Origin of the sequence: Notoacmeibacter ruber, from assembly GCF_003668555.1 — a bacterium.
GTDB classification, from domain to species: domain Bacteria; phylum Pseudomonadota; class Alphaproteobacteria; order Rhizobiales; family Rhizobiaceae; genus Notoacmeibacter; species Notoacmeibacter ruber.
On sequence record NZ_RCWN01000001.1, the window covers coordinates 202,729 to 221,070 of the forward strand.

16 protein-coding genes are annotated in these 18,342 nt (G+C 60.4%); 14 read left to right on the forward strand and 2 right to left on the reverse strand.

Annotated features, from left to right (window positions below; genetic code table 11):
* Nucleotides 1–5 precede the first annotated feature (5 nt).
* Genes D8780_RS00965 through D8780_RS00975 form a run of 3 tightly spaced genes read left to right on the forward strand, consistent with a single transcriptional unit; the run spans nt 6 to nt 3,874 of the window.
* Nucleotides 6–644, forward strand: coding sequence for an RNA-binding protein (locus tag D8780_RS00965; protein WP_121646275.1), 639 nt, complete (start codon nt 6–8; stop codon nt 642–644).
* The gene (gene infB / locus D8780_RS00970; RefSeq protein WP_121643958.1) at nt 641–3,229 is read left to right on the forward strand and encodes a translation initiation factor IF-2; all 2,589 of its coding nucleotides are present in this window, start codon (nt 641–643) and stop codon (nt 3,227–3,229) included. The genes D8780_RS00965 and infB overlap by 4 nt, the downstream gene beginning before the upstream one ends.
* Before the next feature lie 30 nt (nt 3,230–3,259).
* Nucleotides 3,260–3,874: a YcxB family protein gene (locus tag D8780_RS00975; RefSeq protein ID WP_121643959.1), complete on the forward strand. Its 615-nt coding sequence runs from the start codon at nt 3,260–3,262 to the stop codon at nt 3,872–3,874.
* 108 nt (nt 3,875–3,982) lie between these two features.
* Here the strand turns inward: D8780_RS00975 and D8780_RS00980 are convergent, their stop codons facing one another.
* Nucleotides 3,983–5,359, reverse strand: a complete 1,377-nt coding sequence (locus D8780_RS00980; RefSeq protein ID WP_121643960.1) for an NAD-dependent succinate-semialdehyde dehydrogenase — start codon at nt 5,357–5,359, stop codon at nt 3,983–3,985.
* Between the two features lie 174 nt (nt 5,360–5,533).
* Here D8780_RS00980 and D8780_RS00985 point away from each other — a divergent pair, with 174 nt between their 5' ends.
* The 6 genes from D8780_RS00985 (at nt 5,534) to pnp (ending at nt 11,829) form a co-directional block, all read left to right on the forward strand.
* Nucleotides 5,534–6,139, forward strand: coding sequence for a malonic semialdehyde reductase (locus D8780_RS00985; RefSeq protein WP_121646276.1), 606 nt, complete (start codon nt 5,534–5,536; stop codon nt 6,137–6,139).
* Nucleotides 6,140–6,282: 143 nt separating this feature from the next.
* The gene (gene rbfA, locus D8780_RS00990) at nt 6,283–6,705 is read left to right on the forward strand and encodes a 30S ribosome-binding factor RbfA (protein WP_121643961.1); all 423 of its coding nucleotides are present in this window, start codon (nt 6,283–6,285) and stop codon (nt 6,703–6,705) included.
* Entirely contained in the window at nt 6,702–7,760 is a 1,059-nt protein-coding gene (gene truB, locus D8780_RS00995; protein WP_121643962.1) for a tRNA pseudouridine(55) synthase TruB, read from the forward strand. Before rbfA ends, truB begins: the two co-directional genes overlap by 4 nt.
* A 74-nt stretch (nt 7,761–7,834) precedes the next feature.
* Nucleotides 7,835–8,965, forward strand: a complete 1,131-nt coding sequence (gene corA, locus D8780_RS01000) for a magnesium/cobalt transporter CorA (RefSeq protein ID WP_121643963.1) — start codon at nt 7,835–7,837, stop codon at nt 8,963–8,965.
* A 180-nt stretch (nt 8,966–9,145) separates the two neighbouring features.
* Nucleotides 9,146–9,415: a 30S ribosomal protein S15 gene (gene rpsO / locus D8780_RS01005; protein WP_094075801.1), complete on the forward strand. Its 270-nt coding sequence runs from the start codon at nt 9,146–9,148 to the stop codon at nt 9,413–9,415.
* 266 nt (nt 9,416–9,681) lie between these two features.
* Nucleotides 9,682–11,829: a polyribonucleotide nucleotidyltransferase gene (gene pnp, locus D8780_RS01010; RefSeq protein ID WP_121646277.1), complete on the forward strand. Its 2,148-nt coding sequence runs from the start codon at nt 9,682–9,684 to the stop codon at nt 11,827–11,829.
* Nucleotides 11,830–11,961: 132 nt separating this feature from the next.
* On the opposite strand, the gene D8780_RS01015 is transcribed toward pnp, so the two are convergent.
* Nucleotides 11,962–12,798, reverse strand: a complete 837-nt coding sequence (locus D8780_RS01015) for a GntR family transcriptional regulator (RefSeq protein ID WP_121643964.1) — start codon at nt 12,796–12,798, stop codon at nt 11,962–11,964.
* A 282-nt stretch (nt 12,799–13,080) separates the two neighbouring features.
* On the opposite strand from D8780_RS01015, the gene D8780_RS01020 reads away from it, so the two are divergent.
* The 5 genes from D8780_RS01020 (at nt 13,081) to D8780_RS01040 (ending at nt 18,340) form a co-directional block, all read left to right on the forward strand.
* Entirely contained in the window at nt 13,081–14,346 is a 1,266-nt protein-coding gene (locus D8780_RS01020) for an ABC transporter substrate-binding protein (RefSeq protein ID WP_158598404.1), read from the forward strand.
* A 91-nt stretch (nt 14,347–14,437) separates the two neighbouring features.
* Entirely contained in the window at nt 14,438–15,331 is an 894-nt protein-coding gene (locus D8780_RS01025; RefSeq protein ID WP_121643966.1) for a carbohydrate ABC transporter permease, read from the forward strand.
* A 1-nt stretch (nt 15,332) separates the two neighbouring features.
* A complete protein-coding gene (locus D8780_RS01030) occupies nt 15,333–16,208 on the forward strand; it encodes a carbohydrate ABC transporter permease (RefSeq protein WP_121643967.1) in 876 nt (291 codons plus the stop codon).
* 11 nt (nt 16,209–16,219) lie between these two features.
* On the forward strand, nt 16,220–17,302 hold the full coding sequence (locus tag D8780_RS01035; RefSeq protein WP_121643968.1) for an ABC transporter ATP-binding protein: 1,083 nt from the start codon (nt 16,220–16,222) through the stop codon (nt 17,300–17,302).
* 24 nt (nt 17,303–17,326) lie between these two features.
* Nucleotides 17,327–18,340 (forward strand): SIS domain-containing protein, encoded by a 1,014-nt coding sequence (locus D8780_RS01040; protein ID WP_121643969.1) that lies wholly within the window; start codon nt 17,327–17,329, stop codon nt 18,338–18,340.
* The last annotated feature ends 2 nt before the right edge of the window (nt 18,341–18,342 follow it).

The window sequence follows — 18,342 nt, forward strand, 5'->3', positions numbered from 1 at the left end:
AAGCGATGGCGACCCGCACATGCATTGTGACGCGAGCGAAGGCAGAGCGTGGTGACGCTCTGCTGCGCTTCGTCGCGGGACCTGAGGGGACCATTGTTCCCGATCTGAAGGGTTCTTTGCCCGGCAGGGGTTGCTGGGTGCGCGCCGAACGCCGATATATAGAAGAAGCGGTAAAGCGCCGCGCCTTTTCCCGCGCTCTCAAAGCGGCAGTCGACGTGCCCGCCGATCTGGCTGACAAAGTCGACCGACTTCTCCATGATCGGGCCTTGGGAGCCCTGGGGCTGGCGCGAAAGGCGGGCCGGGCCGTGGCCGGCGCGTCGAAGACCGAGGCGAAAATCCGCTCCGGCGAAGCGTTTTGTGTTCTCCACGCGAAGGACGGCGCGACCGATGGTCTGCGCAAGATGGAACAGGCAGCCCGCGCGACCCTTCATCTGGGTGGGCCGCACGTGCCGATTTACCGACTTTTCGATGCCGAACAATTGGGTTTGGCATTGGGGGCGGGAAGTGTGATACATGCTGCCGTGCTTGGCCATCCGGCCGGGCAGGCGGCATTCGAGCGCATAGCCGCGCTGGCGCTCTATCGGGAAGGCCCGACGGAGCATGAAGGAACTGCGGACGAAGCCGCAACGAAGGAAACGGAATGAGCGAAGACAAGAACGACGACAAGACGACCCTTAAGGCTCGACCGAAGCTCGGTCTGCGCCCGTCCGGCAATCAGTCCGGCACGGTGCGGCAGAATTTCAGCCACGGTCGGAGCAAGGCTGTCGTCGTCGAGACAAAGAAGCGCAAATTTACGCGTCCTGACGAAAAGGCCAGGGATGACCAGGCGCCGGCAGAGGCCGCGCCGAAGGCCGAAGCCAAGACGCCGCCGCCCAAGCGTCCGGCAGTGGCTGCATCGCAGCAGTCGAAGCGCCCTGCCGGCAAGGGCAGTAGCGCTGGACGGCTCTCGAGCGCCGAAATGGAAGCGCGCGCCCGCGCTCTGGAAGAAGCGAAGGCCCGTGAGGTCGAAGAGCGTCAGGCCGCCGAAGAGGAAGCTCGTCGTCTGGCCGAAGAAGATGCGCGCCGCGAGGCCGAGCGTGTCGAGGCTGAACGCGTCGCTGCCGAAGAGGCCGCGCGTCTGCGCGCCGAAGCGGAAGCCAAGGCCGTGGTCGAGGAAAAGCGCGGCGGCAAGCGCACCGAAGATGTGGCCCGCAAGGAAAGCAAGCCAGATTTCGATGCCGAGGCCGAAGTTCGCCAGCCGGCAGGCCGTCAGGCGCCGACGCCCCGCAAGGAGCCGAAAGCCCGTGATGCGGAGCTTCTTCGCACCCCGGCCAAGCCGCGCAGCGACGATAATCGCCGCCGTTCCGGCAAGCTGACGCTCAACCGCGCTTTGAACGACGAGGAGGGTCGCGGCCGTTCGCTATCGTCCATGCGTCGTCGTCAGGAAAAGGCGCGCCGTGGTGGCCAGCAGTCCGGTCAGCGGGAAAAGGTCATGCGTGAGGTGACCCTGCCTGAGACCATCTCGGTGCAGGATCTTGCGCAGCGCATGGCAGAACGGGCCGTCGACGTCGTCAAGCTCATGATGCAGCAGGGACAGATGCTGAAGCCAGGCGACATCATCGATGCCGACACGGCCGAACTGATCGCGACCGAAATGGGTCACAGCGTCAAGCGCGTCTCCGAAAGCGATATCGAACTCGGCCTGCACGATGTCGAGGACAATGCCGAGGATATGCAGTCGCGCCCGGCCGTCGTGACCATCATGGGGCACGTCGATCACGGCAAGACGTCTCTTCTCGATGCGATCCGCGAAGCCAATGTGGTCTCCGGCGAGGCCGGCGGCATCACGCAGCACATCGGTGCCTATCAGGTCGAGAAGGACGGTCAGAAGATCACCTTCATCGATACGCCCGGTCACGCCGCCTTTACGGCGATGCGTGCTCGCGGCGCCGAGGTGACCGATATCGCCATTCTGGTGGTCGCCGCGGATGACAGCGTCATGCCGCAGACCATCGAATCCATCAATCACGCCAAGGCAGCCGGCGTGCCGATCATTGTCGCGATCAACAAGGTCGACAAACCCGCAGCCGACGCAAACAAGGTTCGTACGGAGCTCCTGCAGCACGAAGTCTTCGTGGAAAGCATGGGCGGCGAGGTTCTGGACGTCGAAGTCTCTGCGACGAAGAAGACCAATCTCGACGGCCTTCTCGAAGCGATCCTGCTTCAGTCCGAACTGCTCGATCTGAAGGCAAACCCGAACCGTCCCGCCGAAGGCTCGGTCGTGGAAGCCCAGCTCGACAAGGGGCGCGGCTCCGTTGCAACGGTTCTGGTCCAGGCCGGAACGCTGCGCACAGGTGACATCGTGGTGGCCGGTAATGAGTGGGGCAAGGTCCGCGCTCTGATCGACAGCACCGGGCAACAGCTCAAGGAAGCGGGACCGTCCATGCCGGTCGAGATCCTCGGCCTTTCCGGCACGCCGCAAGCGGGCGATCGTCTCGCGGTGGTCGAGAACGAAGCCCGGGCACGTGAAATCTCTGATTACCGCCAGCGTCTTGCCCGCGAGAAGCAGGTGGCACGCCAGGCCGGATCGCGCGGTTCGCTCGAACAGATGATGGCGCAGGCCCAGGCCAACCAGATCACGGAATTCCCGCTGCTCATCAAGGCAGACGTGCAGGGTTCGGCCGAGGCGATTATCGGCGCGCTGGAGAAGGTCGGTAATGACGAAGTGCAGGTGCGCGTCGTCCATGCCGGCGCCGGCGCGATTACCGAAAGCGATATCAGTCTGGCGGAAGCCTCCGATGCCGCGATCATCGCCTTCAACGTCCGTGCCAACAAACAGGCGCGCGACGCGGCCGAGCAGAACGGCATCGAAATCCGCTATTACAACATCATCTACGATCTGGTGGATGACGTGAAAGCGGCCATGAGCGGCTTGCTGTCGCCGGAGATGCGCGAGACCTTCATCGGTTATGCCGAAATCCTCGAGGTCTTCAACATCACCAAGGTCGGCAAGGTGGCAGGCTGCCGCGTAACGGAAGGCCGCGTTGCCCGCGGGTCCGGCGTCCGTCTGCTGCGCGACAATGTCGTCATTCATACCGGCAAGCTGAAGACGCTGAAGCGGTTCAAGGACGAGGTCTCGGAAGTCCAGTCGGGTCAGGAATGCGGCATGGCGTTCGAGAATTACGAGGACATCCGCGAAGGCGATGTCATCGAGTGCTTCACGGTCGAAGAGATCGCGCGTTCGCTCTGATCTCGATCGATTTGGCCGGGGGCGCGACCGATGAATGCAACCGTTCCGGCTTCGCCTTGGCGTCAGGACGGGAGAGAGAAAGCGCTGAGCTTCTCTTTCCGCCTGACTGCCAATGATCATATTGCTGTACGCTATTCCCGTAGGGAGCTCGTGGGTCGCGCACCCTATATCGTTTTCGCCGCCCTCATCGGCCTTTTTGTCGGCCTTCTTTTCAGCTTCGATCTGCTTTCAGGCGACGGGGAAAAGGAACTTCTCGGAGCCGCCATTCTCGTAGGGTCGGTCGCCGCCGGCGCTCTGACAGGTTGGCTCACCCACCGACCGGTCCGCGAGTTCATCAACGGGTTCTGGAATGGCTATCTCACCCAGCGGGAGATGATCGACGTGCCCGTCGAACTCGATCTGCGGTCCTGGGGTCTTCTCCATCGTGTCCGCGGACAGGAAAACAGGACGCCTTGGAGCGGCGTGCTTTCTTTGCAAGATGACGGGGAGCGTTTTTTGTTCTGGATAGCCCGTCACCACGCCTTTGTCCTGCCGAAGCGGGCCATCGAACCGCCGTTGAACGATGATGATGTCGCAACGCTGATCGAAGAATGGTCGGGGCGATCATTCAGCGCTCATCACGGCCCGCCTTCCAGCGCCACATGACTCTGACATCATGCCGGTCTCGGTGGTGATGAATAACGCACCAATGAAAAGGGCGGAGCCGCGAGGCTCCGCCCTTTCTTGTTCAAGCCATCGAAGATCGTCCTGCGATCAGGCGACGAACACCGCCTTCGCATTGACGAACTCTTTCATGCCGAAACCGCCATGCTCGCGGCCATAGCCGGAGTCCTTCACGCCACCGAACGGCATGTTGGGCAGAGCTACGCCGAAGCGGTTGATATGGACCATGCCGGTGTCGAAATAGGTCTTCGCCAGTTCGATCGCGCGCTCTTCATCTTTCGAGAAGATACCGCCGCCTAGGCCATAGCGGCTGTCATTGGCGATGCGCATGGCATCCTCATCATCCTTGGCGCGAATAACCGAGGCGACGGGTCCGAAAAGCTCGTCGTCATAGGCGGGCTGACCCGGCTCCACATCGACCAGAACGGTCGACGGGTAGAAGTAGCCCTTGCCCTCGGGGATAGCGCCGCCGCAGCGGATCGCCGCACCCTTGGCGACGCTCTCCTGAACCTGCTCATGCAATGTGTCGCGCAGATCGCCACGTGCCATCGGACCGAGCGGAGTCGATTCCTTGTTGGGATCGCCGGTCTCGAGCTTGCTCATCTTTTCGACGAAGCGGTCGACGAATTCGTCGTAAACCTTGTCCGTCACGACAAACCGTTTCGCATTCACGCAGGTCTGGCCATTATTGTAGATGCGGCCTGTTGCGCACGTCTCGACAGCCAGATCGAGATCGGCATCGTCCAGCACAAGATAGGCGTCGTTAGAGCCAAGCTCCAGAACCGTCTTTTTCAGAGCCTCTGCAGCCTGTTTTGCGACGATGCGGCCCGCTTTGTCGCTGCCGGTAAGCGTGACGCCGCGAACGCGACCATGCTGGATGATCTTGTCCGACTGATCATGATCGATGACGAGAACGGTGAAGAGGTCCTTCGGCAGGCCTGCACTCTCGAAGATTTCCTTGAGCAGGAGCCCGCTGCCGGTGCAGTTTTCCGCATGCTTGAGGAGCACGCCATTGCCCGCCATCAGATTGGCGATGGCGTAGCGGACGGCCTGGTAACAGGGGAAGTTCCAAGGCTGGATGCCATAGATGACCCCGATGGGCGAATAGGTCACGATACCCTTCTTGCCACCTTGAATGTCCCGCTCTTCATCGGCGAGTTCCGTCGGTCCGGTCTTCGCCGTGTATGCGCATATGCCGGCGCAAAGCTGCACCTCCTGCTTGCTGTCTTTCAGCAGTTTGCCGACCTCATCGGTCATCAGCTGAGCAAAATCGTCGGTCCGGCTCTTCAACTCCTCGCCGATCGCCGCAATGACTTTCGCGCGATCCTCAAGGCTTCTGTGCCGCCAGTCGAGAAAGGCCTTGTGGCAAGCCTCGACCGCGTCAAAGGCTTCCTGATCGCTCATCAGCGGATAGGTGTTCAGTTCCTCCTCGGTTGTAGGGTTGATCGTCGTGAGACTCTGGCTCATCGGGTACTCCTTTTGGTTGTGGGCCGAACGCCGACTCGGGCGGCGGCGTTCCTTCACATGGCAAAACGGATGTCGCGAAGCGTTGAACAGCCTGTTTCGAAATTGAAGGCTGGCGGGTTCACTGCCGCGACCCACCTACGCTCGAATTGCAGCGATGAGAGAATTTTTTCCGATATGAAAAAGCTTCCAGACGAGGCACTCAACCTCCTCTTCCTCGATGCCCGCACGGCCAATGGCTTTACTGACGAGGACGTGCCGGAAGAGACGATCCACCGTCTTTATGATCTGACCAAGATGGGGCCTACGGCCAGCAACAGTGCGCCAGCCCGCTTTCTCTTCATTCGTCGCGGTTCGGACGCGAAGAGTCGGCTCCTTCCCCATGTCAGCGAGAAGAACCGTGACAAGACCGAAAAAGCGCCTTGGACGGTGATTGTCGGCTATGACACCGATTTCCATACAAAGATGTCGGTTCTTTTTCCTGACCGCGCCAACAGCTTTGATACCCTCTCCGAAAACCCCGAAAAGTTTGACAAGCACGTGATGCTCAACTCATCCTTGCAGGGTGCATATATGATGATTGCCGCGCGCGGGCTCGGTCTCGATTGCGGTCCGATCGGCGGATTCAGGGCAGATGGTGTCGATGCGGAATTTTTCGAAGGCCACCCGGAGCGAGGCGCCTGGCGGTCGAGTTGGCTGTGCAACCTGGGATATATGACGCCGCCGGATTTTAAGCGGCTGCCGCGTTTGTCTTTCGAGCAGGGTGCCGCGATTGCGGACTGACGGGGCGAGGGCCAGCGAACCATTGTTGTGATGAGATTCCGTAAGTGACTGGCCAAAGCGGCTTGGCTTCGCTATAGCGCCGCCTCGTTTCTTGTCGGCCCGGTTCCATCCCGTGCCGTCGCCACCCATCAGGGAAGGCCGTCATGTCCCGTTTCGATAGTAAGAAGGGCCCCAGCCAGCGGCAGTTGCGCGTTGGTGAACAGGTGCGCCACGCCGTGGCCGAGCTTCTCCAGCGCGGCGAAATTGTCGATCCTGTGCTAGAAGGCACCGTCATCTCCGTGTCCGAGGTGGCAATGAGCCCGGACCTGAAGATCGCGACCGTCTATATCACCCCGATGGGCAGCGATAATGGCGACGAGATCGTCAAGGCCTTGGCGCGTCATCGCAGTTTCATCCGCGGCCGCGTCTCATCCTCGCTGAAGCACATGAAATACATGCCCGACTTTCGTTTTCGCACGGACACCAGCTTCGACAATTTCAGCCGTATCGAAAGCGTTTTGCGTAGCCCGGAAGTGGCTCGCGATCTCGACCGTTTCGACGAGGGCGGCGAGGAGAATGACGAATGAGCAATGAGAATCGGAATCGGCGAGGCGGCAAGCCGAGAGGCAAGGGACCGCGCCAGAAGAAGAGGGGCCGTCCGGTCAGTGGCTGGGTTATTCTCGACAAGCCTTTCGGCATGGGCTCCACCGAGGCGGTGGCCAAGATCAAGTGGCTCTTCAACGCCGAAAAGGCCGGCCATGCGGGCACGCTCGACCCGCTCGCTTCGGGGATGCTGCCGATCGCTCTCGGCGAAGCCACCAAGACGGTGCCCTTCGTCATGGATGGCATCAAGGTCTATCGTTTCACCGTGAGCTGGGGCGAGGAGCGTTCCACGGATGATCTGGAAGGTGAAGTGACGGATCGCTCCGACAAGCGTCCCACCCGCGAAGAGGTCGAGGCGATCCTGCCGGATTATCGGGGCGTGATCATGCAGGTGCCGCCGCAATTCTCGGCAATCAAGATTGACGGTGAACGCGCCTATAATGTTGCGCGTGGCGGCGATGAAGTTGAAATCCCCGCCAGAGAAGTCGAGATCGATCAGCTCGAAATCATCGACATGGACGAAGCGGCCGGCACCACCGTTCTGGAGGTCGAATGCGGCAAGGGCACTTATGTGCGCTCTCTGGCACGTGATATGGGCCGCCAGCTCGGATGTTTCGGCCATATCAGCGAACTGCGCCGCGTCGAGGTGGCTCCTTTCGTGGAGGACGACCTCGTCACGCTCGACGAGTTGGAGGCCGCGAGAGGTGAGGGCGACAAGGCCGTCGAGGCTGTTGTCGCCGAGGATGATGCAGCCCGCGAACGAGGCGAAGAACCTGCAGAGCGGCCGCGCGTGGACCGCTTCGCTGCGCTCGACAAGCTGCTGATCGAGACCGCGGCGGCGCTTGAAGATCTTCCTCATGTCGCGCTCAACGATGATGCGGCCAGTCGCGTGCGGCTTGGCAATTCCGTCATCATACGCGGGCGGGATGCTCCGACCGAGGCCGATGAGGCGTTCGTGACGAACCGGGGGCGGCTCGTTGCGCTTGGCGTGATTGCTGCCGGCCAATTTCAGCCAAAACGCGTCTTCACGCATAGCTGAGAAGGCTGCGGCCTTTCCTTCCGGCATTTTTGCGCTTTCTTTGGCCTATCGGAAAAGGTGGGGATCGGGCGATCATGGCGGAGTTGTCGGAAACGATCGATAAGAAGCCCCGGCGGGGCAGACGCAAGAAACGCAAGGACGTCATCCGGCGCGCGCCTGTCGGTGCGGCGCCCGGCACGCTCATTGCCGATCCTGATGCCCATCCGCCCGAATTGACACTCCGCACGCTCGGCGATGACGGACAGCACGAAGTCATCAGAAACGTCGATCTTTCTGACATCGTCGGGGCAAGGCGGGAATGGTCGAAGATCTGGCTCGATTGCACCGGTCTCGCTAACGTCGAGCTGGTGGATCGGATCGGTGAAGCATTCGGCTTCCACCCGCTGGCGCGCGAGGATGTGCTGAATGTCGGTCAGCGTCCGAAGGTCGAGTTCCACGAGGATCATGTTTTCGTCGTGCTGCCGATGCTCGACCGTCGCCACGAAGCGTCCCGCGAACAGGTCTCGATCTTTTTTAACCGCAACTACGTCGTTACCTTCCAGGAGCGACCCGGCGATGTGTTCGATCCGGTTCGAAAGCGCATCGATGCCGGCGGAAAGCGCCTTTTCGAAAGGGATGCGGACTATCTCGCCTACGCGCTGATCGACGCGATCGTGGATGCCTATTTCCCGCTCCTGGAAGACCGAAGTGAAGAAATCGACCTCATCGAGGACGAGGTGCTCGAATATGCCGAGCAGGACCAACTGACCCGCATGTACGAAATGCGGCGCGAGGTCAGGCAATTGCAGCGGACGCTCTGGCCTATGCGGGATGCGATTGCGGCTCTGGTTCGAACGGACAGCGACCATTTGTCGGATGACACGCAACGCTTCCTGACCGATACGCAGGATCACGCCATTCAGCTTCTCGAGATGAGCGAGACGAGCCGCGACACGCTGACCGGTCTCATCGAGCTGCACATGAGCCTGGCATCGGCGCGGACCAACGAAGTCGTGAACCTCTTGACGATCGTCTCGACCATCTTCATTCCGCTGGGCTTTCTGGCGGGCCTCTGGGGGATGAATTTCAATCCCGATGTCTCGCCCTGGAATATGCCTGAACTCAGCCTCTATTTCGGCTATCCGACCGCGCTCGGCCTGATGCTGGTCGTCGCCCTCGGGTTGATCTGGTACTTCCGGCGGAAGGGATGGCTCGGCCGCGACTGAGGGGATGAAGCCCGACGCCATCTTTCAGCCTCGCAGCGCCTTCCATTTCTGTCACAATTGGCCTATAGGCAACGCATTGGCCGGTGAGGTTTGAACCTCTCCGGCTATTTGTCATGGCCCTGACTGGACGACATCCCGGCCGGGGCGACCTGATCCTCCAGAGTTTGAAAGGATAACACGATGTCGATTACCGCCGAGCGCAAGGCTGAGCTCATCAAGGAATACGCAACCGCCGAAGGTGACACGGGTTCGCCGGAAGTCCAGGTCGCGATCCTGACCGAGCGCATCACCAACCTGACCGAGCATTTCAAGGGCCACAAGAAGGACAACCATTCCCGCCGTGGTCTGCTCAAGCTCGTCTCGACCCGCCGTAGCCTGCTGGATTACGTCAAGAAGAAGGATGAGGAGCGCTATCGCAAGCTCATCCAGAGCCTTGGTATCCGCCGCTAATCACGGCTCGTGAAACGGCCCCTCGCTTTCATTGCGGCGGGGCCGTTCCCATATTGGAAGAGGAGCGCGGCGTCAGCGCCGCGAACCGAAGACCATCCGAAGGCCTGTCACGGGGCAGGATTGCAGGATGCTTCCGCCGGTCCAACCGGCCATTGCAAAGAAGCCTCCCGTTGTCTTGCCCGTGGCCTGCCCGAACACCATGAACGGCCCGCATAGTGGCGTTTGACGCCCTGAATGCCAGCCGAAGCAAGATGAAAGAAGACTATATGTTTGAACACCACAAGGTCGAAATCGAGTGGGGCGGTCGTCCGCTTATTCTCGAAACGGGCAAGGTTGCACGCCAGGCCGATGGCGCGGTCGTCGCGACCTATGGCGAAAGCGTCGTGCTTGCCACGGTCGTCTCCGCAAAGGAGCCGAAGCCCGGCTTCGACTTTTTCCCGCTGACCGTCAACTATCAGGAAAAAGCATTTGCCGCGGGCAAGATTCCGGGTGGCTTCTTCAAGCGTGAAGGCCGTCCGTCGGAAAACGAGACCCTGACATCGCGCCTGATCGACCGCCCGATCCGCCCGCTTTTCGCAGACGGCTACAAGAACGACACGCAGGTCGTCCTGACCGTGTTGCAGCACGATCTTGAGAACAATCCCGATATTCTGGCGATGGTCGCCGCTTCGGCAGCGCTGACGCTTTCCGGCGTTCCCTTCATGGGCCCGATCGGCGGCGCGCGCGTCGGCTATATCGATGGCGAATATGTCCTGAACCCGCACATCGACGAGATGGAAGAGAGCGATCTCGACCTGATCGTTGCCGGCACGAACGACGCCGTCCTGATGGTGGAATCGGAAGCCGATCAGCTCGACGAAGAGACGATGCTTGGCGCCGTCATGTTCGGCCACAAGCAGTTCCAGCCGGTGATCGATGCGATCATCAAGCTGGCCGAAGTGGCTGCGAAAGAGCCGCGCGAGCACAAGGCTGCGGACAATTCCGCGCTTGAAAACGACATGCTGGCCTTCATCGAGAGTGATCTGCGCGCTGCGTACCGCATCACCGACAAGGGCGAGCGTTATGCCGCCGTCGACGCGGCCAAGGCAAAGGTCAAGGAAAAGTACCTTCCGGCCGAAGATAGCGACGAAGAAGGCGAATACACGCCGCAGCAGATCGCCGATGCGTTCAAGGCCCTTCAGGCTCGCGTCGTTCGCTGGAACATTCTTGACGATGGCAGCCGCATCGACGGCCGCGATCTTCAGACGGTCCGTCCGATCGTCTCGGAAGTCGGCGTTTTCCCGCGCACCCACGGCTCGGCTGTCTTTACCCGCGGTGAGACCCAGGCCGTCGTGGTCGCCACGCTCGGCACCGGCGAAGACGAACAGTTCGTCGATGCTTTGACCGGCACATACAAGGAGCGTTTCATGCTCCACTACAACTTCCCGCCCTACAGCGTCGGTGAGACCGGCCGCATGGGTTCGCCGGGCCGCCGTGAGATCGGGCATGGCAAGCTGGCATGGCGCGCCGTCCACCCGCTGCTGCCCGAACAGGAGCAGTTCCCCTATACGCTGCGCGTTGTTTCCGAGATCACTGAATCCAACGGTTCGTCCTCCATGGCGACCGTCTGCGGCACTTCGCTGGCGCTGATGGATGCGGGCGTCCCGCTCTCCGCGCCGGTGGCCGGTATCGCGATGGGCCTGATCAAGGAAGACGACCGCTATGCGGTTCTCTCCGACATTCTCGGTGACGAGGATCATCTCGGCGATATGGATTTCAAGGTCGCCGGTACGTCCGAGGGCATCACGTCCCTGCAGATGGACATCAAGATCGACGGCATCACCGAAGAGATCATGAAGGTCGCGCTCGGACAGGCCAAGGATGGCCGTATCCATATTCTCGGCGAAATGGCCAAGGCCATCTCCGAGGGCCGCGATCAGGTTGGTGAGTTCGCGCCGCGCATCGAAGTGATGAACATCCCGACCGACAAGATCCGTGACGTCATCGGTACGGGCGGCAAGGTGATCCGCGAGATCGTCGAGAAGACGGGCGCGAAGATCAACATCGAGGATGATGGCACCGTCAAGATCGCCTCCTCCAACGGCAAGGAAATCGAGGCCGCCAAGAAGTGGATTCACTCGATCACGGCTGAGCCGGAAGTCGGCGAGATCTATGAGGGCACGGTCGTCAAGACTGCCGATTTCGGTGCGTTCGTGAACTTCTTCGGCCCGCGTGACGGCCTCGTTCACATCAGCCAGCTCGCTGAAGAGCGGGTCGGTAAGACAACCGACGTCGTCAAGGAAGGCGACAAGGTCTACGTCAAGCTGATGGGCTTCGACGAGCGCGGCAAGGTCCGCCTGTCGATGAAGGTCGTCGACCAGGAGACCGGCCAGGAAAAGCCGAAGCAGGAAAAGAACCGGGAAAACGCCGACTGATCGGCTGATCTTCCGTCAGACAGAAAAGGGCGCCGCTGGCGCCCTTTTTTATTGCCGGTCTCTCACGTTCAGGCCTTCACACTTGTCAGTGCGCCATTCTGCTGCCCTGGAAGGCGGACGCGGTCTGGCGTCCTATTTCGGCGAGGAGGCCGTCTCCGCCGAGCGGTTCACCGTGGTCCAGTCGGTATAGACGCTTTCGAGGGAATTGCCGTCAGCCTGAAGGGATTCGAAGGCCACACGGTCCGGGTGGTTCCAGGAGATCAGTATTTCGACCGGGCGGTCGCTGACATCATAGACCACGGAGCGCATCAACAAGCATGCCTCGCTGACCGGCAGTTCCAGCAGGTCCGCCTCGGTCTCGGGTGCCGGAGCGACTGACACATGGAAGTCTGACTTTCCGAAGGTCATGCCATAGCGGTCACGGAGCAGCGCGTAGAGCGATGGTGCGTTGATCAGGTCGGCCGCGACGAGCCCCGGGACCATTTCAGACGGCAGATAGGATGTCTCGACGCAAAACGGCTTGGCGTCCGACAGGCGCAGCCGTTTGATCATAATGACAGGCTCGCCTTCCTCCAGATGCAGCCGGCGCGCGACATTGGCATCGGCCCGTGCCTGTTCGAAAAACAGAAGACGGGCTCCGGGCTGCTTGCCGCGCCGGCCCACCACTTCCGAAATGGCCGTTGAAAAACGCTTCGAGAGTGGGCGGACGACAGCAAGATCGGGAATGTAAGTGCCGGCCGTCCCGCGTCGCTCCAACTGGCCTTCATCGACCATGTGTTGGATCGCCTTGCGCACGGTCATCCGCGAGATATCGAACCGCTCAGCAAGAACCCGCTCGGAGGGAATTCGGTCGCCGGAGGACATACCGAGCTCGGATATGAGGCGGCGGAGCAGGTCTTCGGCTCGCTTTTCCACCGCGCCACGGATGCGGCCATTGGTATGGGACGGATCGGGCGCATGAGGCAGCATTGGTACAATTTTCCTTTTCGGCGTCCCGCTGAAATGGGCATCAAACGGCGTATTCCGCCGAATATCGTCTTATCTGGACTATACCAAGATGGATTGTGGCGCAATGAGAGATGCCTAGATGCGGCGCACGAAATCGGCTTTTCCCTGAAAAAATCGATAAGTTCTGCAAATTTTTCGCTTGCAGCTTCTCGATTGGTACGCTTAGCTATATACCAATAGAACCAGTTAATGGTCTATTTGGATGGGGCCCTCTGGCGTCATCAAAGGAGCAGGGAGACCGCAATGAACAAGCTACTCACCGCCACAGCCCTTTCCGCCATGCTGGCCTCGGGCGCCGCATTTGCACAGGACAAGACCGCCGTCACATTTCTGCACAAATATCCCGAGCCGGAAAGCATGGAGTTCTTCCAAGCGGCCGTCGCCGCCTATGAAGAGTCCCACCCGGACATCGACATTCAGATGGAAGCCGTTGCCGATGAGCCCTACAAGGACAAGATCCGCGTCCTCATGGCCTCTGACCAGGTGCCGGATATCTTCTTTTCATGGTCGGGAGAGTTCGGCCGCAAATTTGCCCGCGACGGCCGCACCTATGATCTGACGGACGCTCTGAAGGGCTCCGAATGGGAGGGCCGCTTTTCCGAGGCCGCTCTCGATCCGCTGCGCTTCGAAGGCAAGCAGTTTGGCGTTCCGAACAATGTGAACGCCAAATACATGGTCTACAATAAGGAGATCTTCGAAGAGAACGGCTTGAAGGAGCCGGAAACCTTCGCCGAGTTCGTCGATCTTCTCGATACGCTCAACGAAAACGGCGTCACACCGATCGCCTATGGCAACCAGGCACCCTGGGCTGCGACGCACTATATTGGCGACCTTTTCGCCAAATATGTACCGAGCGATGTCCGTACGGCCGACTATCAGCTTCTTTCCGACCCGGAAAATCTCTACACCCATCCGGGTTATGTGACCGCGCTGGAGCAATATCAGAAGCTCGGCGAATACTTTAATCGCGGCGTCAATGCGCTGCCTCATGCGGCTGCACGCGGATCATTCTTCGCCGGGCGCACGGCAATGATGTATGTCGAGCTGGTCGAGTTCTACATGGTGCCGGGATCGGCGCTCGAAGAAGCCGGCTGGGGGTTCTTCGCTCTTCCGCCGGTGGAAGGTGCCGAAGGTGACCAGAACCTGCTGACCGGCGCGCCGGAAGGCTTCCTGATCTCCGCCGATACCGACGTCGCCGATGAAGCGCTGGACTTCCTCAACTTCATCACCTCGCCCGAACAGGCGAAGGAATACGTCAAGACGACCGGTATGACATCGGCCGTGATCGGTTCGGTGACGGACGAGACCGCCAGTGAAGAAGTCGTGGCAGGTCTTGAGCGGCTCGAAGAAGCCGACGGCATGGCGCTGTGGCTCGATACCGACATGGATACGCAATCGGCCAATATCATCCTGGCTGCCGGTCAGGCGCTCCTTTCGGGCAATGCCGAGCCGGAAAAGGTGATGGCTGACGTTCGCGAAGCCGCTCTGCAGGTTCAGGAAACCCGCTGACCTCTACACTCTGACTCGGCCGGGAGGGAAACTGGTTTCTCCCGCCCTTCCGGCCGCAGTCTCCGAAGGCATTTCCGAAGGATCGTCACGCATGTCCCGCCGCCCCACCGCAACATTTCGCCAAAGCCTGACGGGCTGGCTCTGGGTCGCGCCCACGCTGCTGTTTCTGGTGCTGTTCGTGTACGGCCCCGCCCTTGCCAACATCCGCTACAGCCTGTTCTCCTTTTCGGCGATGTCGCAGAGCAAGACCTTTGTCGGTCTTGCCAATTACAGCCAACTCTTTGGCGATCCGCTTTTCATCACGGCACTGACCAACAACATCGCTTACGCCGTTATCTCGGTTATCTTTCAGGTCGCCTTCGCGCTGACCCTGGCCGCGGTGCTGGAAGCGAAGATATTCCCGAGTTTCGCGGCCAACAGCTTCCGTACAATGCTGTTTTTACCATCGATCCTGCCGGTCGTCGTAGTCGGTCTGATCTGGCAGCTTCTTCTGGCACCGACCATGGGGCTGATCGACCAGGCGCTCTGGGAGATGGGGCTGGGTGAATGGTCGCGTGCCTGGCTCGGCGATCCCGACACCGCAATTTTCACCGTCATCATGGTCTCTCAGTGGCAGTGGACCGGCTACATCATGGCGCTCTTCATGGTCGCCATCCGTGCCATCCCGCGCGATCTCTACGAAGCGATGGAACTCGAAGGCGCGTCCGGCGCGAGGATATTCTTCAACCTGACCGTTCCCGGTGCCCGGGAGACCATTCTCATCGTCACCATCATCACCATCCTGGGCTCGTTGAAGGTTTTCGACATTGTCTGGGTGATGACCGCCGGCGGCCCGAATCACTCTTCCGAAGTGCTGGGCACGTTGATGTATCGCGCCGCCTTCCGTGACGACACGATCGGCTACTCCTCCTCGATCGCAACGGTCATCTTCTTCATCGCGCTGACCATCGGCGTGGTCCAGATCAAATTGCAGAAGGACCATTGAGATGACCGAAACAACGATGTCGTCGGCCTCTTCTGGGCAGCATCTGCGTGGCATTGGCGCCGGAGCCATCGCAAACCGCATCCTGCTGTGGGGCGCCTTCCTCGCGCTCTCCGTGGTCTGCGTCTATCCGATGATCTGGCTGTTCCTGAACGCCTTCAAGTCGACCAATGAGCTCTTTCAGTCGTCTTGGGCGTTGCCGGAAACATGGCGCTACGGGAACTTCACCACAGCGTGGGGCTACGGAATCTCGCGCTATCTGTTCAATTCCGTCGTGGTCGCGGTGGCAACGGTGGCGATCGAACTGATGCTCGCCTCGATGGCCGCCTATGCCCTCGTCGTGATGGATTTCAAGGCGAAGATCGCGATCTACATGGCGATCCTCGGCGGCATGATCCTGCCGCCTGAAGTCAGCCTGTTCCCGCTGTTCAAGGTGATGGCGGTGACCGAGATCTACAACACCTATTTCGCGCTGATCCTTCCGAACGTTGCCTTCGGTCTTCCCTTCACGACCTTTCTGATCCGCGCCTACATGCTGGGCATTCCGCTCGACCTGCGCGAAGCCGCGCTAATGGATGGCGCCAGCGAAAGCCTCGTCTTCCGCTCCATCTACCTGCCGCTCAGCAAGCCTGTTCTGGCATCCGCAGGGCTGATCGCAGCAATGCGTGTCTGGAACGAATTCATCTTCGCGCTGACCTTCGTGGAGAGCGACAGTGTCAAGACCGTAACCATCGGCGTGATGAGTTTCGCCGTCGCCTTGCGCGCCGATTACGGGGTGATGATGGCCGGTCTGGCCCTGTCGATCATCCCGATCCTGGCAACCTTCCTGCTCCTCCAGAAACAGTTCATCGGCGGCCTGACCCAGGGCGCGGTGAAATAAGGAATCCTTCCATGAGCTATATGCAGATTTCGGACATTCGGAAGAATTTCGGCGCGTTCGAGGCGGTTCGCGGCATCGATATCGACATCGCCAAGCGCGAATTCGTCGTGCTGCTCGGCCCTTCGGGCTGCGGCAAATCCACTCTGCTTCGTATGATTGCGGGGCTCGAGGAGATCGATGGCGGAGCTCTCGTCATCGATGGCGAGCGGATGAACGAGGTGAAGGCCTCCAAGCGCGGCATCTCGATGGTTTTCCAGTCCTATGCGCTCTATCCGCACAAGAGCGTTCGACAGAACATGGAGTTCGGCCTGAAAGTGGCCGGGCTATCGAAAAAGGAACGCGAGGCGAAGATCGCCGAGGCGGCGGATATCCTTCAGTTGACCCCGCTCCTGGACCGTATGCCAAAGGAATTGTCGGGCGGTCAGCGTCAGCGCGTCGCCATCGGCCGCGCCATTGTGCGCGAACCGAAGGTCTTTCTTTTCGACGAGCCGCTTTCCAATCTGGATGCGGGCCTGCGCCTGCAGATGCGCGTGGAACTGGCGCGGTTGCACCGTCAATTGCAGGCCACGATGGTTTATGTGACCCACGATCAGGTGGAAGCGATGACGCTCGCCGACAAGATCGTCATCATGCGTGATGGTCTGATCGAACAGACGGGCGCGCCGCTCGAGATCTATCGCAAGCCCGCCAACGCTTTCGTCGCCGGTTTCATCGGCAGCCCGAAGATGAATCTCCTGAACGCCCGCGTCACCGATGTGGACGGCCCCACGGTGCGGGTCGAAGCGGCCGGCATGGAAACGGTGGTCGAGGTCGATGCGGCTCCCGCTATTGGTGAGGATGTCACACTGGGTATCCGACCGGAGCATCTTGAGCCGGTGCTGGAGCCATCCCCTGGCACAGAGCCGCTTCTGGACGTGGTCGCCTGCGAAAGGCTGGGCGGTGTCAGCTTCGCCCTGAGCCAGACAGCCGATGGCCAGCAGATCACCATCCAGCTCGACGGCAATCTGCCCATCGCGGCGGGCGATCAACTCTCATGTCGGGTCCAGCCTGGCCTTGCGCATCTGTTTTCGGCCGAGACTGGCCGTCGTCTCTGACAGCGTAAAAAAGGAAGTCAATTCATGTTCAATTTCGACCCTGAGCGTTTCGTACGCATCGAGACGGGAGCCTGTGATGCCGCCAAGGCATTGGGCGATCTGGTTCGCACACTTGTCGCGGAGGGCGCCGACGGTCTCTTCTTCATGGGCTCCGGAGGCGCGGGCATCCTGATGCAGCCAGCGGCCGATCTGATGATCCGCGAAAGTGCGATGCCCTGCTATAACGTGCTGTGCGCGGAAATCGTGCTGACCGGCCACAAGGCGCTGGGTGCGGGTTCCATCGTCATCATGCCTTCCCTATCGGGTACGACGAAGGAAAGCATCGAGGCGCTCGATTACGTAAAGGCCAAGGGCGCCACGGTAATCACCCTTGTCGGTCATGCCAATACCCCGCTTGCCCAGAGGGCCGATCATTGCTTCGTCAACTACGCGCAGGACGACACATCCTGCGAGATGTTCTACGCAATGTCGCTCGCTGCTGCGCTTGGTGCGATGAACGCGCGCGGCGAACGCGACGATTACGCCGCACTCATGGGCGAACTGGACGCGCTGCCCGCGCAGCTTCTGAAAATCAAGGAAGCATTCGAACCGCGTGCCGCCGCTCTCGCCAGAGAGATCCAGTCCGACACCTACCACATCATCACCGGTCACGGCCCCGTTTGGACCGAGGCCTATTACTACGGAATGTGCATCCTGGAAGAGATGCAGTGGATCCGCACCCGTCCGGTCCATGCGTCCGATTTCTTCCATGGCACGCTCGAACTGGTGGAGAAGGGTGTCAGCGTCATAGTTTTCCAGGGCGAAGATGAAACCCGTCCCCTGGCGGAGCGCGTCGTCAGTTTTACCAAAGGACATACCGATCGGCTGATCGTGCTCGACACCCGCGAAATGGAAACTGAAGGCCTGTCGGCGGAACTGCGGGCGCTGCTGGCGCCGGCCATGCTCGCCACGATGCTGGAGCGCCTTTCCGCTCATCTGGAGCATCTTCGAGACCATCCTCTGGAGACACGCCGCTACTACCGCCGCGTGGCCTATTGAGG

What these genes read in the sequence shown, in the direction of transcription:
- D8780_RS01020 (WP_158598404.1), top strand. Translation starts at nt 13,081, where the DNA reads ATGAACAAGCTACTCACCGCCACAGCCCTTTCCGCCATGCTGGCCTCG.
- D8780_RS01015 (WP_121643964.1), bottom strand. Translation starts at nt 12,798, where the DNA reads ATGCTGCCTCATGCGCCCGATCCGTCCCATACCAATGGCCGCATCCGT.
- truB (WP_121643962.1), top strand. Translation starts at nt 6,702, where the DNA reads ATGAGCAATGAGAATCGGAATCGGCGAGGCGGCAAGCCGAGAGGCAAG.
- D8780_RS00975 (WP_121643959.1), top strand. Translation starts at nt 3,260, where the DNA reads ATGAATGCAACCGTTCCGGCTTCGCCTTGGCGTCAGGACGGGAGAGAG.
- D8780_RS01035 (WP_121643968.1), top strand. Translation starts at nt 16,220, where the DNA reads ATGAGCTATATGCAGATTTCGGACATTCGGAAGAATTTCGGCGCGTTC.
- D8780_RS01025 (WP_121643966.1), top strand. Translation starts at nt 14,438, where the DNA reads ATGTCCCGCCGCCCCACCGCAACATTTCGCCAAAGCCTGACGGGCTGG.
- D8780_RS01040 (WP_121643969.1), top strand. Translation starts at nt 17,327, where the DNA reads ATGTTCAATTTCGACCCTGAGCGTTTCGTACGCATCGAGACGGGAGCC.
- pnp (WP_121646277.1), top strand. Translation starts at nt 9,682, where the DNA reads ATGTTTGAACACCACAAGGTCGAAATCGAGTGGGGCGGTCGTCCGCTT.
- D8780_RS00965 (WP_121646275.1), top strand. Translation starts at nt 6, where the DNA reads ATGGCGACCCGCACATGCATTGTGACGCGAGCGAAGGCAGAGCGTGGT.
- corA (WP_121643963.1), top strand. Translation starts at nt 7,835, where the DNA reads ATGGCGGAGTTGTCGGAAACGATCGATAAGAAGCCCCGGCGGGGCAGA.
- rbfA (WP_121643961.1), top strand. Translation starts at nt 6,283, where the DNA reads ATGTCCCGTTTCGATAGTAAGAAGGGCCCCAGCCAGCGGCAGTTGCGC.
- D8780_RS00985 (WP_121646276.1), top strand. Translation starts at nt 5,534, where the DNA reads ATGAAAAAGCTTCCAGACGAGGCACTCAACCTCCTCTTCCTCGATGCC.
- D8780_RS00980 (WP_121643960.1), bottom strand. Translation starts at nt 5,359, where the DNA reads ATGAGCCAGAGTCTCACGACGATCAACCCTACAACCGAGGAGGAACTG.
- rpsO (WP_094075801.1), top strand. Translation starts at nt 9,146, where the DNA reads ATGTCGATTACCGCCGAGCGCAAGGCTGAGCTCATCAAGGAATACGCA.
- infB (WP_121643958.1), top strand. Translation starts at nt 641, where the DNA reads ATGAGCGAAGACAAGAACGACGACAAGACGACCCTTAAGGCTCGACCG.
- D8780_RS01030 (WP_121643967.1), top strand. Translation starts at nt 15,333, where the DNA reads ATGACCGAAACAACGATGTCGTCGGCCTCTTCTGGGCAGCATCTGCGT.